General features: G+C 36.8%; 8 protein-coding genes. All 8 read right to left on the bottom strand.

What is annotated here, in order from left to right; translation table 11 throughout:
- Positions 1-14: 14 nt before the first annotated feature.
- The 8 genes from ACHLI0_RS18800 to ACHLI0_RS18765 all read right to left on the bottom strand — a co-directional run bounded on the left by ACHLI0_RS18800 (position 15) and on the right by ACHLI0_RS18765 (position 14,627).
- Positions 15-2,066, bottom strand: coding sequence for a RagB/SusD family nutrient uptake outer membrane protein (locus ACHLI0_RS18800; protein ID WP_055216610.1), 2,052 nt, complete (start codon positions 2,064-2,066; stop codon positions 15-17).
- A gap of 31 nt (positions 2,067-2,097) precedes the next feature.
- Positions 2,098-5,199, bottom strand: a complete 3,102-nt coding sequence (locus ACHLI0_RS18795; protein ID WP_490749813.1) for a SusC/RagA family TonB-linked outer membrane protein — start codon at positions 5,197-5,199, stop codon at positions 2,098-2,100.
- A gap of 31 nt (positions 5,200-5,230) precedes the next feature.
- Positions 5,231-6,601 carry an IPT/TIG domain-containing protein gene (locus ACHLI0_RS18790; protein ID WP_225694310.1) on the bottom strand — a complete coding sequence of 457 codons (1,371 nt, stop codon included), beginning with the start codon at positions 6,599-6,601 and terminating at the stop codon, positions 5,231-5,233.
- Positions 6,602-6,784: 183 nt separating this feature from the next.
- Positions 6,785-8,545 carry a hypothetical protein gene (locus ACHLI0_RS18785; RefSeq protein ID WP_490749812.1) on the bottom strand — a complete coding sequence of 587 codons (1,761 nt, stop codon included), beginning with the start codon at positions 8,543-8,545 and terminating at the stop codon, positions 6,785-6,787.
- 27 nt (positions 8,546-8,572) lie between these two features.
- The gene (locus ACHLI0_RS18780; protein ID WP_234118406.1) at positions 8,573-9,244 is read right to left on the bottom strand and encodes a GDSL-type esterase/lipase family protein; all 672 of its coding nucleotides are present in this window, start codon (positions 9,242-9,244) and stop codon (positions 8,573-8,575) included.
- A gap of 353 nt (positions 9,245-9,597) precedes the next feature.
- Entirely contained in the window at positions 9,598-10,464 is an 867-nt protein-coding gene (locus ACHLI0_RS18775) for an alpha/beta hydrolase (protein ID WP_490749811.1), read from the bottom strand.
- Positions 10,465-10,473: 9 nt separating this feature from the next.
- Complete coding sequence (locus ACHLI0_RS18770; RefSeq protein ID WP_490749810.1) at positions 10,474-13,152, bottom strand: glycoside hydrolase family 78 protein; 2,679 nt, start codon at positions 13,150-13,152, stop codon at positions 10,474-10,476.
- Positions 13,153-13,223: 71 nt separating this feature from the next.
- Positions 13,224-14,627 carry an SGNH/GDSL hydrolase family protein gene (locus ACHLI0_RS18765; RefSeq protein WP_490749809.1) on the bottom strand — a complete coding sequence of 468 codons (1,404 nt, stop codon included), beginning with the start codon at positions 14,625-14,627 and terminating at the stop codon, positions 13,224-13,226.
- Positions 14,628-15,345 lie beyond the last annotated feature (718 nt).

The following is a 15,345-nucleotide window of genomic DNA, read 5'->3' as shown; positions in this document are numbered from 1 at the left end:
ATACATTTAAAATTTTATTTATCCCAACCAGGATTCTGATCAAGAACAGAAACCTTTCTAATCTCATCCAAATGTAAAGGTAACCATACCATCTTAGGTTTGAAATCACGTTCAATTATCGATTTATACTGAATGACAGTGGGCTGATAGAATCCCTCCCATTCAGCCTGTTCTACATTTAACCCCATTAAAGGTTCCCTTTCCAAATCTTCAACAATTCCCCAGCGTCTAATATCATAATAACGTTGTCCTTCCCAAAATAACTCAATCAAACGTTCACGTTGAACAACTTTATTAAAAGCTTCCACTGTAATCAAATCATCCGCTGTTAATCCCGGAATACCAGCACGATAACGTATCTGATTAAAATAATATTTGATAGCTTCTGTATCACGAGTATAAGTCTGACCATCAATTTCATATGCTTGAGTTAAATTATTCAAGGCTTCTGCATAAGCAAGCAATATTTCTGCATATCGAATAATCGGAAATGACTTATCTTTTTGACGCGCCCCACTACCACTCATAGCATCTTGTGGATTGATATATTTTCGAGAAGTATATCCAGTTATATTATAAACATTATTATTAGAATGATTTTTACCAGAATTAGCTCCATTCCAATAATCAATATTAACATTTTTCTTAGCACTTTCAGTAGTAGATCCCATCGCCCACCAAGCATGTGAGTAACCAATATTCACATAGAAACGTGGTTCACGATTAGTGTATGCCAAATATGTTCCTTGGCTGATTTTATAACCTTCAGATAAAACTTTGTCTTCTGTCGTCACGCAAGTCTTATCATAAGGACGGGCTATATACGGATATGCACTACTAGAATTTTTAATATCACGCCCATCTGCCATATAAAATTGGTCTACTATATGCTGAGGTACACATAGACAAGAAGATCCTCCAAAATTCAATGGGAATACGTACCCCATATGGCTACCAACCTGCGCTGTAGAACTACACCATATGAACTCCGGATTTTGATTAATAGCAAGCTCTCCATTAAACATTTCGGCATAAGAGCGATACGGATCTACAACTTTTTTATCTCCCATCCCTACACCATTTGGAAATTCTGCAGTAGGAACCTCTTGCGGCAGAGTGACTACATATGTACCATAATTCCCTGATTCAGGATGTTCAGCATCAGTAGAAGCAGCAACAGTATATAATTGATATCGTCCTAAATCAATAACCTTCTTCGCTGCCGCAGCAGCAAGTGCCCACTTACGTTCATCATATGACTGAGAAACATAATGATCTCCATCTGTACAACGGGTAAAATCACCAAAAAATCTACGGGCTGCCTCTCCACCATTATATAATGGGCTAGCAGCTTGTAATCTCACACGAGCAGCTAAAGCTAAGGCAGCTCCTTCTGTTGGAATATATTGATCCATCGAAGTGGTAGCATCAGGCAAGTTTTTAGCAGCTTCATCAAATTCAGAACAAATATAATCCACACATTCGTCATACGTATTACGCGTTCTTGCATAATACTCAGCTTCCTCATTATTACTAACAATTTCATCACCTAACAAAATCATTGGACCATTCTGTTGCAAAATTAAATAATATGCATAAGCTCTTAAGAAACGGCATTTTGCACGAAATTCCATTCTTTCAAAACTATTCATATCACGAACACCATCAATATGTGGCAATATAGTATTCACCTTACGAATCACCTTATAACATTTAGGCCAAATATTGAAATCCCATGTCCAACCGCCCATTGAACTAGAAGTAATCTCATTATTCATTAACTTCGTTCCAGAGAATTGTATAACAACCATACCATTCCAATCACCACAGCTCACAGCCTCGTCTGAACCTGTAACTCCAGGAGTGTTCCCATATTCCCAATTTTTATCGACAACAGGAAGCAGAGCGGCAGCCCCATTAAAATAACGTTCAATATTACGCTTATTTGCATAAATAGAATCTTCTTGAAAGGTATCCTCAAAATAATCATCTATATTCAAATAATTACAAGAAGCAAAAAAGCCGGATACAAATAACAGAACCGATAATATAAAATATTTTTTCATGAACTAATTTCTATTAAGTTTATACATCGTATTAGAAATTCAAATATAGCTGCAATGAATAACGTGCAGGTAAAGGATAAGCCTGTCCACAAGATGTCGCTTGTTCTGGATCGAATATATTTACAGAATCCCATACTGCCAAATTTTCACACATCAACTGAATATTCATGGAATTAATACCCAAAATACGTTGTAATGCAGGAACTTTTAGATTATATGCCAAACTCAACTCCTGTAAACGCAAGTAACGGGCATCACCCATCCAAAATGTAGAAGGTTTCGTATTATTCTCATTTTTTCCATAATACAAACGTGGAAAACGAGCATTTGGATTTTCTGTAGCCTGATTTCCTGAATATTCAGCAGAAATCCAACGATTCTCCGGATTATAAGCAATTGTCATTATATTTCCTTTATCCTTCTGATTAAATGGCATGTATCCATCGAAGTTTCTACCATCCGAACCGCCATATAAGAACTTATTACGTCCTGTCCCTTTGAACAAGACATTTAGTGTCCAACTTTTATAACGAAACTCAGCACCAATACCATACATCAACTGTGGTACCCCTGAATAAGCAAATAAAGGAACTTTATCATCATCAGTAATTTTACCATCACCATTTATATCTCGATATTTAATATCACCAGGACGTACCGTACCAAATTGTGTAGGACTCATGTCTACATCTTGTTGATCTTTAAACAATCCCATAGCAACAAATCCACGTTGTACATTATTGGCATAACCATTATTTTCCAAATATGTATAAGGCTTCTTTGTATCTTCCCAATTTAATATCTTATTCTTACTCAAAGTAAAATTACTACGTAATATCACATGTGCATCCTTTCCTATCTGTTGATAGAATTCCATATTTCCATCAGCTCCCCAGCTTTTCATACGACCTATATTACCATAAGGCATTTGAATCAAACCTACATAATCAGGAATTTGTTTACGTTCCTGAAAAATACCATCTCGTGTATCCTTAAAATAATCTAAAGTCAAAGTAAATTTATCCTTAAACAAATGCAGATCCATACCAACATCAAATTTCTTTGCTTTTTCCCACATCAAATTATTGGCACCAACTTGTTCTTCTGTCAAGCTACCAGTCCCTCCCCAAGGATTTGAAGCATTTTCTTCTTTTATTAGGGTCAGATAAGGAAAACGTCTAGAGCTGATGCGGTCATTACCAACAACACCATAAGAAACGCGAAGCTTTAGAAAATTCAACCAACTTACATTTTCACGCATAAATTCATATGAAGATGGTACCCATGCGAAAGCTCCTGCCGGAAAGAATCCATATTGTTTACCTGGTTCAAAGTTTTCAGATCCATTCAAACCAAAGTTCAAATCCCAAAAATATGTATCTTTAAAACCATATGTAAAACGCCCAGAAAGACTTTGATAACGCTTTGGTATAGCATTCATACTTTTATCTGCACCAGTTTCAGATGTATCTTCTATATAATAAAACAGTAAACCACCTAAACGATGATCGCCAAAGGTACGGTCATAATTAACATTTGCCTCTAAATATAGCTTCCTCCAAACCCAAGCAGCACTGCTATATGTAACGGTTTTCTCATCAGCTATTTTCTCAAAACTCAAAGTACCATTAGGGTTACGCTCCTTCAATGCCTCATTTAGTTCCGGCATTTTATAGCGCGCTTCTCCGAATAAGCTTTGTGTATCCCATGATCCCTGTACTTTAGCTGATAGCCCTTTAGTAATCATCGACAAATCCTGTGTAATACCTAAAGTAACTAAATTCCTGGTATTCTGTTCTCTAGCATTACCTGTATAATTCAATAGAACATACGGAGATATTTCATCCTTAGTTCCTGCAGCAGGATAATATCCGTTTGAATAGCGTAATGGATAGCTTATTGGAGTAGTCTTTGCCTGTGAACTCCATAGCCAATCTGTCAAACTGACTCCTCTAGAATATTCCCCCATGCTCGGGCGAGTATTCACCGACATATAGCCAGTTGTTCCAATATAGACTTTAGTTGTTTTAGTCAAATCTATATCCAAATTCAAACGATAATTATAAGTATCATAGCCTACACCTTTATTGTATTTACTATCTTTGGATGGATTATAAGCCGCAGATTCTTTCGACATTCCTAAACTTGCAAAATAACGGGCAACACTGCTACCACCTTGAGCACTAACATAATAAGTTTGCTGGAAAGAATTGGGATTTAAAATAACATCTTGCCAGTCAATGTTTGGGTACAGATCCGGATCTAAACCATATTTTATAATATCCATTTCTGTCTGGTTATAAATAGGAGATAATCCGGTTGCAACAGAAGCTTCATTTGCCATTTCAGCATATTGAGTGGCATTAACATATTCAGGTAAACGTTTTAAATGTGAGATTGTCATATTAGCACGACCACTGATCTTCAATTTGGACTCCAAACCACGCTTCGTCGTTACCAATACTACACCATTTGCACCTCGACTACCATACACCGCTGTAGCGGCAGCATCTTTCAAAACAGAAAAACTTTCAACATCGGCAGCATCTATCTGACTTAAACTACCTTCCAATCCATCAATCAACACTAATGCACCACTATTAGCACCAAACGTACCAATTCCGCGCACCCAAAACTCGGAAATATTTTTGCCCGGTTCACCACTAGATTGAACTCCAATCACACCTGCAACACGACCTGCTAGTGTATTAACTATATTTGTAGCAGGAACCTCTAGTTGCGCTGGATCCATCGTTGTAATTGCACCAGCAACACTGACCTTTCGCTGCGTACCCATACCTACTACAACTACTTCATCAATATTCTCCGTAGCCGGTTTTAAGGTTACTTTAACATTGTCAATTTTATTCGTCAAACGTTGCTCATAGTTTTCATATCCCAAAAAAGACACAACCACTATATCATATATATTTACCTTTAACCGAAATTTACCATCAATATTAGTTGTTATTCCCACACCCGGTTTATCTTTAACATATACATTTGCTCCCGGAACTGGTTCATTAAATTCATCGAAGACTGTACCAGTCAACATAAAACTTTGCTCTTTCTGTGCATGTACTTGTGCTACAAACGCAAGAAGCAAAGCAAAAATTACAAATATTCGATTCATATTATATTAAATATAAAGTTTCACTAATTATTTATTCGACAGCTAATCGACGAATAGCACGATTCTCTGAGTCGCCGATATACATTACATCGTCGTTATCAATACAAATTCCCAATGGTTTTTTGAATTGAGCATCTTCTGCACTACCATTTACATAACCTGAATTTTGGGGTTTTCCTGCTAATGTAGATACATAACCTGTACTCATTGTTATCTTACGAATACAGTGATTTTCGGTATCAGTCAAAATTATATTACCTTCTGAATCGACACACATCTGTCCAGGTTTATTAAACATAGCTTGTCCTATTGGTCCATCCAAATATCCACTTTTACCTTCTTGACCAGCCCAACATGCACATTCTTTAGTACGTAAATCATATTTATAAATACAATGCTTATCATTATTTGAGAAATAAAAAACATTCTCATCTTGAGGATCGAAAACAAGTCCATAAGCACTACCATCCTTGGTTCCAACCAAATCCCCATTCGTTAGATTCTCTCCTCTAGCATTCTCTACATCAATCCGTACCAGATTTCCACCTAACATTCTTGAATACATTTTTCCATCTGGTCCCATTGTAAAATTACACTTGGCTGCCCATACTCCAAATCCTTCAATATTTGGAAAATTTGGATCATCCCATGAAATAGAACTTATGGCTGTAGTCGGTGCATAATCCGTCTTAGGGTCAAAATAATAAACTTCATGACTATCTCTATTAGCCCAGAATTGATAGACAATGTCGTCCTTACTATTATACCCCAAAACAGGAGAGTTAAACAACGCATTAATATCTGACTTTAGAGATATTAATTTATCAGCCTCCTCATTTAACATAAATGCAGCAAACTTTCCATCATTATCTACTAAAAAGAAAACATTTTTATCCTGATCTACACAAATACACCTATCAATATTTGCTCTAAATTGTGCTTCAGAAAGTGGTATAGTTCCTGTTGGATTCACCTGTGCCGATGTACTTCCTCCCACTAACGTAGTCACAGTAGTCTGGATATAATAATCAAATGTCTGTTTGTACTCCTCTATTTGTTCATGTACTTGTACTTTAACCACACATTCTGGGTCCTCTATTGTAGATGCACGTTTAGGAGCCAATACCAACATTCTATCATCCTTCACAGAAATTACAGAAGCCTCTTTATCATTGAAAAAGACCTTCACATTTTCCTTACTATTCCCAAAATTCGATCCATTAAGAATAATTTGAGTTGCAAGCTTTCCTTCGGGCGGATAAAAATCAGTCAACACAATCGGCTTATTCGGATCATAGCCCGAAGTTGACTCTTCATCATCTTTACAAGACGAAAAGCAGCAGCCTACAGCCAAGCAGACAAGCCACTGCCATTTAAAACATTTTTGTAATAAGTTTCTCATAGAAAATACCGTTTTTAAGAATTTATATAATAATAATGATCATAATTTCACTTTCGTTATTTTATGTTTCTTTCTCATACTTTTTGCTACTACTAATATTAAGACGACTAGAATAATACTAACCACTAAGTAATATTCATTTATTTTTTATATTCTATAACATATAAGAAGAGAAAAGGAAAACTATTTTCTGTATTTATCAATGGTCTCTTGTATACCTACAGGAAAACCAAAAAAGTTAGAAGAAATCTTATACATTGAAGGGCAATTATCGTTTTCTAGAGATAAGTCGTTCCATTCTTTCCACAAATCATCAAATGCAGTAATATATTTATCCATCTCTATCCGGTTAAAAGGCTTTTTTATTGTATCTGCCACATAACCGCATAGCATAATATGCCACGAAACAGCAAACAGCTCATATTTAATGCGTCCATACGAACAGGAAATACGAATGAAATGGTTCAATTCTTCTGAGGGAAAATGTAGTTTTTGAGATATCTGTTCTATTTCCTTCCAAATACGGACAGCTTCTTCCTTTTCTTTCAGATAAGCATTTACCTGATTTCTTTCAATCATACGATCAAAATAACTCTTTTGATATACATCTCCCGTTATGGTGTCATCACGTGTCCAATTAACATAAGTATCTCCCATAGTACTATATTGCCCTTTTATCACTCCATCTTCTGATAACAGGCAAAGCCGACGGAACATCTCCCATTCTGACTCGGGAAGCCCTTTGGCTTTTACAAAATCATATAGTATTTCTTTTTCTGTTTTCAAAGGATTACTAGCCCAATGCGACATGACATAAGCATTTAATTCGATCCAAAACTCATTCTTGATATAAGGACCTCCCCAGCCACCGCCACGTGACCAAGTCCAAACACCCTTAAATAAGGGATTATCTTTCACTTGGTTTAGACAATACGGCTTCTTTATACCAGGTTTCTTAAATTCTTCAAAGCCATCAATTACTCCTTTAGCGATATAATTGGGATGTGCTCCCTTTCCTTCATACTCACGTTGACATTGCACTTCAACTACTTGTTGATGTTTACCAATACCTATACAAGGATTAAAAGGGACACCATATTGTCCTGATTCTTCCAACCAATATTTATCCATTGTATTATAATTCATATCAGGATCAGTGATTGCTGATCTCCAAAAATCCGTCATGGTATGTTTGATAGAGAAATAAAGATTTGGATGCGGTTCTATACTGTCTGTAACGGACAAATAATATTTAGGGATCGAATGTAATTGTCCCATATCCCATGTACGATAAAACAACTTCTTACTACGTCTTTCACAAACCTCTTCCCGTAACAAATTAATTAACGCAATATGATCATGCATACCATTTTGTACTGGATGATTGCCTACATAATAAGGAGCATCGTGCAGGTAAGTTTCTCCAGTACGAATCACTAATCCATCCAATTGTGGAAACGTTTCAAACATTTCCTTCATCAATTCACGAATACAAAGCTGAGTATAAGGTTTCGAGATATCAAGTTTTCCTTGTTCGTTAGTAAGTTCTGCTCTATGTTTTTCTACTAGCAAAGAAGGGAGTACTAACATATCAAGCATACAGTATACCTGAAGGCCCTCCTTTTTTGCTGCATCATATTTTTTATGTATTATTTCTGCTTTTTCTGCCACCCAACGTCCGGCTTCAGTCGTATCCGGGAATAAAGAAGGATCCAAACTCTTCCAATCAATTCCAAACTGTGCAGCCTCAAACAAGAAAAAAACTTTTGCTCCATATTCATTTGTTTTCAAAAAAGAAGGGTCGAGAAACTTCGATTCCGTCATAGCTTCACCCGGATTATGGTGTACCATATCCATTACAACATATTTCTGTCGTACACAACTAGTTAACACTAGATTAACAGTACAACATAATAAAAAAACAAAATAAATATATCGCCTCATGTGTCGTTTTATAGTATGATTTTTCTTCTAGTTAGCAAATGCATTTTCCAATTTAGGAGCTTTTTTACCTGTAATAGCTTTATATATATGCTCCGCCAATATAAGCGAACCGCTCTTATTCAGATGTACATTATCCCATACATAGCAGGTTGAATCAACTTTATGTTCTAATGGGCTATACAGATCTACCAATTTCAGATGAAACTTCCTAGCTACTTTCTTTTGTATCGGATAAATTTCATCTTTTATTATATCATTACGGATCCCATATAAATTATTACTTGCCGGAATACAACGACATATAATAATTTTCGGTTTAGATCCACACTTCTGAAAAGTGCTGATCATATACTCTAAATCAGTTTCAAATTCATCCTTATATTTCCAGTTCTCCGGCTTGGAATCATTTGTACCAAGTTTAATAATTACAACGTTCGGTTGAAATTTCTGTGCATTGATAAATGCATCGGTACTCATATAAGGATGATCACCTTTTCGCAATAAAGTATGGCCCCACTTTCCAAAATTGCCAACTTCATATCGATCTCCAAGCATACGAGCCAAAGGAGTCGGATAATTGTCAGCCCCTTCAGTTATACTATTGCCAATGCAAGCTATTTTAATTTTATCCTGCGCTACACCGCAAACAGGTATGAGCATCAGAAATGCGAAAACTAATATTCGAACTATTTTCGTCATATGATTTTGTATTCTAGTCACTATTTTTCCTGTTTTTAACTGAAAACAAAACCTCTTTACCTTTAAAAAAACGATCTACCTATCTTGACCTACAGTATTTTACAAGTTCCCTCCGGTGTAGTAAAAGCAATGAGGAGCAAATTTTAACCGGAGGATAAACTTGAAAACCAATCAAACACCAATTCTAACCTTTTACCTAAATTAAACCCATAAAAAACAATGTTTATATTAAGAACGAGTAAGCAAGCAAATACCACTAAAAAGAAATAAAAAAATATCTATAAATTTTAATTCATACGATAAAAGGACTTGATCTTCAAAGCCTATTTTGTTAAGAATCACTTTACTTACGCTCAATATTGAGTAAATATTCTAGAAACAAATCGCATAACCTCTGGTAATTCCATCCGCCAATAAGTCCACGAATGACTGCCGTCTTTCATACGAAATTCATGACCAACCTGATGCTGTAACAACGTGTTATGTAAGAGACAGTTCGTTACCGATAAGAAATCATCATCACCACAACTGATATACCAACGAATCCATTTGATACGGTCTAGCTTTTCTTTCGGAGATTTCTCCAAGATAGTTTGTATATCCATTTGCCCGAGAACTTCCACTTTTTTTTCTTCTGACACCTTCGATAAATCTGATTGACTCTTCATCTGATCGAATGTCCATGCCCCTCCAACAGCACTTAACGGAGCAGCAGCAACAAACATCTCCGGATAATGAAGGGCATAAAACAACGCTCCGCCACCTCCCATAGACAAACCGGAGATAGCACGATAACGACTTTCAGCACGCACTCTATACGTTTTCTCGATATGCGGAATCAATTCTTGAAAAAAGAAGTCCTCATAATTATATGTTCCATCCAACAAGTTAAAATAACCTTTATGAACCGTGTCAGCATCTGGCATAACAATAATCATCGGAGCTGATTTACCCTCAGCAATCGCTTTATCTGCAATATACTGAACCTGCCCAAATTGCACCCATCCCGTATGATTATCTCCTAATCCATGAAGCAAATACAATACCGGATAACTACCATCTCCTTCGTCATAGCCTGCTGGCAAATAAATGGAGTAACTACGTTCCATTCCCAGAATCTTACTTTTTACGGTACGTGTCTCATACACTTTCCCTTGCTGGGCAAAAGCCGTAGCAACCAGACACATCGCTAAAAGCGCTGATAATAAATGTTTTTTCATACGTATCTATTATTTCATGTAAATATAATATTTAAAATTACCTGCTTTTAATTGAATCATTTTCTTTTCTATGCGAATATTCTTCCTATCCATCATACAGGACACAGCCTCATCGGGAATACAGAGTGTAGCAGTACCCCCAACAGGAATGTCCACTTGAAGATTCATAATATTATCTGTCAATTCCCAGTCAACAGCAATCACACCATATGGAGTATCTTTTGTCATCTTAGCCCAAGTCACACCTTTCGGTATTTGAGGATCAATAAATACATGTTGATAACCGGGTACCGATTCATCTATTCTAAGTCCCCCTATTGCTTGATAAAACCAGGTTCCGATTCCGTTATAGCAATTATGCACCCTACTCCGTTCACCACTCCAATACTCCCAAGTCGCTGTAGCACCATTATCTATCATATACAGATAACTTGGATAATCACGTTTCTTCAACATTTGATATAAAAAGTCAACTTCCCTATTACGAATAGCCCACTCTGTCAAAATTGGGACACCTACCAACCCTACAGCAATATGACCTTTGTGCTGCTTTTCAGTATCAGTCATCATCTTTCTTTTCACATCATCGTACAAAGAATCCGGTACAGCTCCTACAAGCATTGGATAACACATATCCAACTGTGAACCTGTAGAATAGATACCTTTATCCGGATGATAAAACTTTTGATGAATCAACTCATTTAGATTCTTCCTGCGTATAGCAAACTTCTCTGCCTCCTCTTTTTCCCCAAGCATCAGAGCTATTTTTTCCATTGTCCCCAAACATTCACTGATAAAACAATTATTCACCAGATCAACAGAAGATTGTGCTCCTGCATCTACTCCTATCGGTGCAAGCCAGTCACCAAGAAACCAATCCCGATATTGAGTATCAGGCCAGCGTTTCAGCAATCCATCCACCGTATATTTATCCACATACGAGAACCATTCTTTCATTTTCGGATAATAGTTCTTTATCAATCTCGGATCATTGTAATTCACATACGTTCGCCATGGCGCCTGTACAATAAATCCGCACCAATACGGACCACCGCCACCTGCACCGGGATTGGGACCTACATGGGCCAAACTTCCCCCTTCACGCATTGAATCTCCCCATGTTTGTATCCAATTTGTGAAAGTCGGTGCTACGTCATACATTGTTTGCAAACTCATTGTAGACGAATTTCCATCGCCACCATAGCCTGCCCGCTCCAAATGCGGACAGTCGACCATATATCCGCTAAATGTCAGACACTTCATAGTATATTGAATCATATTATGAATGGCGTTCAAGTCAGCATCCGAACATTCGAAAGTCGCAGTCTGTCGATAATCGCCATAAATCTGGAGAGATTTTATCCATTCAGTCTTCGGTCTTGCCGGAAGGTTGGAGATACGGACATAACGATAAGCATGATGATTGAATTTATTCCTAAAATATTCTCCCCTCCGTCCACCTGCAATATAGACATCACTTTCACCTTGTTTGTCAAATTCTCCTTCTTTAGTCAGGTTATCGCTATATTCCATCGTGACCTCATGTCCCGCAGATAACATCGGCATCTTCATTTCAAACCATCCGGTTTGTATTCTTCCCATATCTACCAACCAGGTATCTTCACTAAGTTTCCTGATAGAAACAGGTTGCAACGTTTGATGTATCTTGTTAGCTTCACACATTTGAGGTGAAACAATGTGTCTTGGTACATTTACTTCCACCACAGGATACCATTTCATTTTATCTAGAGAATAAGTTGAAAAATCTGTCGGCACTATTCTCCCATCCACCCTTTCACCACCAAATTGTAAAGCACACCAATTACCTGTATCCGAATAGCCACTTTCGCGTCCCCTCCAAGAAGTGTCAGTTGCAGTCAATACTTCCCATTTTCCATTTCTCAGCATATTCAGTTCCGCTTTTACCAACGGACCGTCATAAGCAGCACCAAAAGTAGTTTTCTTATACCACCCTTGTCCAAGCCATATCAGCAGGTCATTCTCTCCTTTTCTCAAATAAGAAGATACGTCATAAGTGACCATCAACGAACGTTTATTCAGTTGAGAGACTGCAGGGGTAAGAACATTCTCCGTAACCTTCTTTCCATTGACATATACTTCATGATATCCCAGCGAATTCACATACAGAAAAGTCGTTGCCAGTTCATCTATTTGCACTTTTTTACGAAGTAAAGGAGCACAAACTTTGCCTCCTTCCGGTGATGAACCGATATAGACACCATGTATCTGTTCCTTATTCAAAAGACCAACAGAAAAACGCGCCACCGGACTCCATTGGGAAACATGCCTTTTCCGATCCCAGGCACGTACCCTCCAGTAGCATAAAGAACGCGAAGCCAAAGGTAAGCCTTGATAAGGCACCATCACAGAAACATCAGACTTCAACTTTCCCGATTTCCATAAGTCAGCCTTCCCCCCAATTAATAGAAGACTATCTGACGCTACCTGAATTTCGTAAAAAGCTTGTCCATCCACCACCCCATCTCCTTTCAACTTCCAACTCAAATGGGGAGTAACGTTGTCAATCCCTAAAGGATCAACCATATTCTCACATTTTAACTCCACTAAAGAAAAAGAGACCTTTTTTTCTTTCCCATGTACAATCTTTGGCAAACACCAAAGACAACACATTATTCCTATGCCTAGTAACAGTTTTTTATTCTTCATAAATAAGTTTCTGCGAATATTACAGCTATGAATCATCACCCCAAACACTCTTACAATGGATAATGCATTACTCAACCTATCTTTGTCAACTTGACTTTATGAGTAGTCGGCTTATTCATTTTATAAATTGTATCGACAATAGTCTTCATATATCTACTCCATACTTCGCGTATCTCTGGATACATCGCTTTGGTATACCACTCATAACTCATCCTCAGAAAACCATCTTTAGGTAAATACTCCCTAAGTTTATTTATAGCCTTCTCGTTATCAGCAAACAGCAGACCTTCCTTTTTCAAGAACGAATATTCTGTCCACAAATATTCTCTGAAACGTTTTTCTACTTCAAAACGTTCTTCATTCAGATACATGATTTTCATGGCTTGCTGGTATTGGGGTGTATTGGGATAATCGGCCAGATTGATACCATCTTCCAACTGTCCAGATGAAACATTATCGATAAACAATCCATCTATTGTCAGCCGATAATGTCCTTTTTCTAAATTAGTCACCTGCAAACGCTCTTGATTAAATTCCTTCATAAACGGTATTAAATCCATAGCATCACGTTGTGACCTTTTATTTCCCCAACCATGTCTTGGAATAGAATCCAAAGGATAAGGAAGTGAATTTGCCAAATAATCAAAACTTAAACCACCAGCTTCTTTCTTCAGTTTGGAGACCTTACAATTCCTATGACTTAATAGATTCTTGTTATTTGCATCAATTGAAATATCCGAAACTTCGACTCCAGCCAGCCCCTGCGCCTTTAAAAATAAATAAGCCATCACCATCTGTCCATCATTATCAGGATGGATTCTATCTACTCTACAAAAAGTGAATGTCGAATCTTTCTTTTGCTCTTCCAGACTTATTTGTACCATCGGCTGATTAAAATCCACAAATCCCCATCCATTTTTCTTAGCCGCCTTACGCTGGGCATCAATTATCTTTAAAATAGCATCATTTTTATGAAGAAAAAGTAAACTGTTCAATTTCGTAGTTTCATCATAAGGTGATCCACCTATCAGCACTTTGGTCATTTTATTCTCTGCCAGCAAGCGCTTCTCTATTTCCCGAAAACTTTCCAAAGATTTTTCAATCCGTTGCTCCGACAACTCCTTAGCATTCTCTTTCCAGAAAATATCATACCCTGTGTCATTCATACCAAAAGTCAGAGTTACATAAGTCGGTTTCCTGTCAAAAACATCGTAGTCCAACCGATCTTTAATATCCCATGCACTCTCACCGCCAATTCCGGCATTCATTATTGTAATCGGTTTATTTGGAAAACGAGTCATATAATACAACCACACAAACGAATGATAATGTCCACCATGGGTTATACTATTTCCAACAAAGACTACCCGTTCTCCTTTTTTAAAGGGTGGAATTGATTGTGCGTACAAGCTATTAGAATAAACACAGATTAGAAATAGCAGGAAAAAGACCTTTACGTTTATTTTACTATTCATTTGATTATACACTTTATTACAAATTTAATTATTTATCTTTCAAAACATTCTCTTTTCCAACTTTGAATAAAAAAGAATCTTATTAAAAAAGACGATTCAAGTTTGCTTAACCACTAAAATAAATGTTTTATTTTTCAAGTAACTCCCACTAAGAAAAAAACAGTTTTTTATTGTCACTTGTCACTTTTTAAAGATAAACGATTATCAATCAAGCATGTAATGGTGATAATAGCAGGTGATAATAAGGGTGATAATAGAATTTTATAAGTTTCTATTGTCACCCCTATCCCACTACAAATCAAGTATGCTCACTTATTTATTCAACTCTAAAGCCTTATTTTCTTCATTCTGTTCATACACAGGACTATTTATCATGGTACAAATAAAACAAATGTCGGTAACATTAATATATGAAGAAGGCAAGACTAATAAACTTTGTCAGTAACATTTCCTTGTTTCACGTACGTGGAGCGTTCGGTCTACGTACGTGAGCTAATGGGATCACGTATGTGAAGCGATAGGACCACGTATGTGAAACGAACTGTTGTTAGTTCCAAAAGATATTAAGCAAGTACACATAATAGATTAATAAACTGTTCATTGTCTATTAAATCAAGCAGGTTATTCAAGAAAGAAAGTTCACTTTCTACTCCTCCTGAATATATCAGGCACAATATAGAGGGAAATTAAAAAAAACACCAGAAGACAGGACAGGCAA

The organism is Bacteroides sp. RCH18, from assembly GCF_058231005.1.
This window is presented reverse-complemented; position numbering and strand designations above follow the sequence as displayed.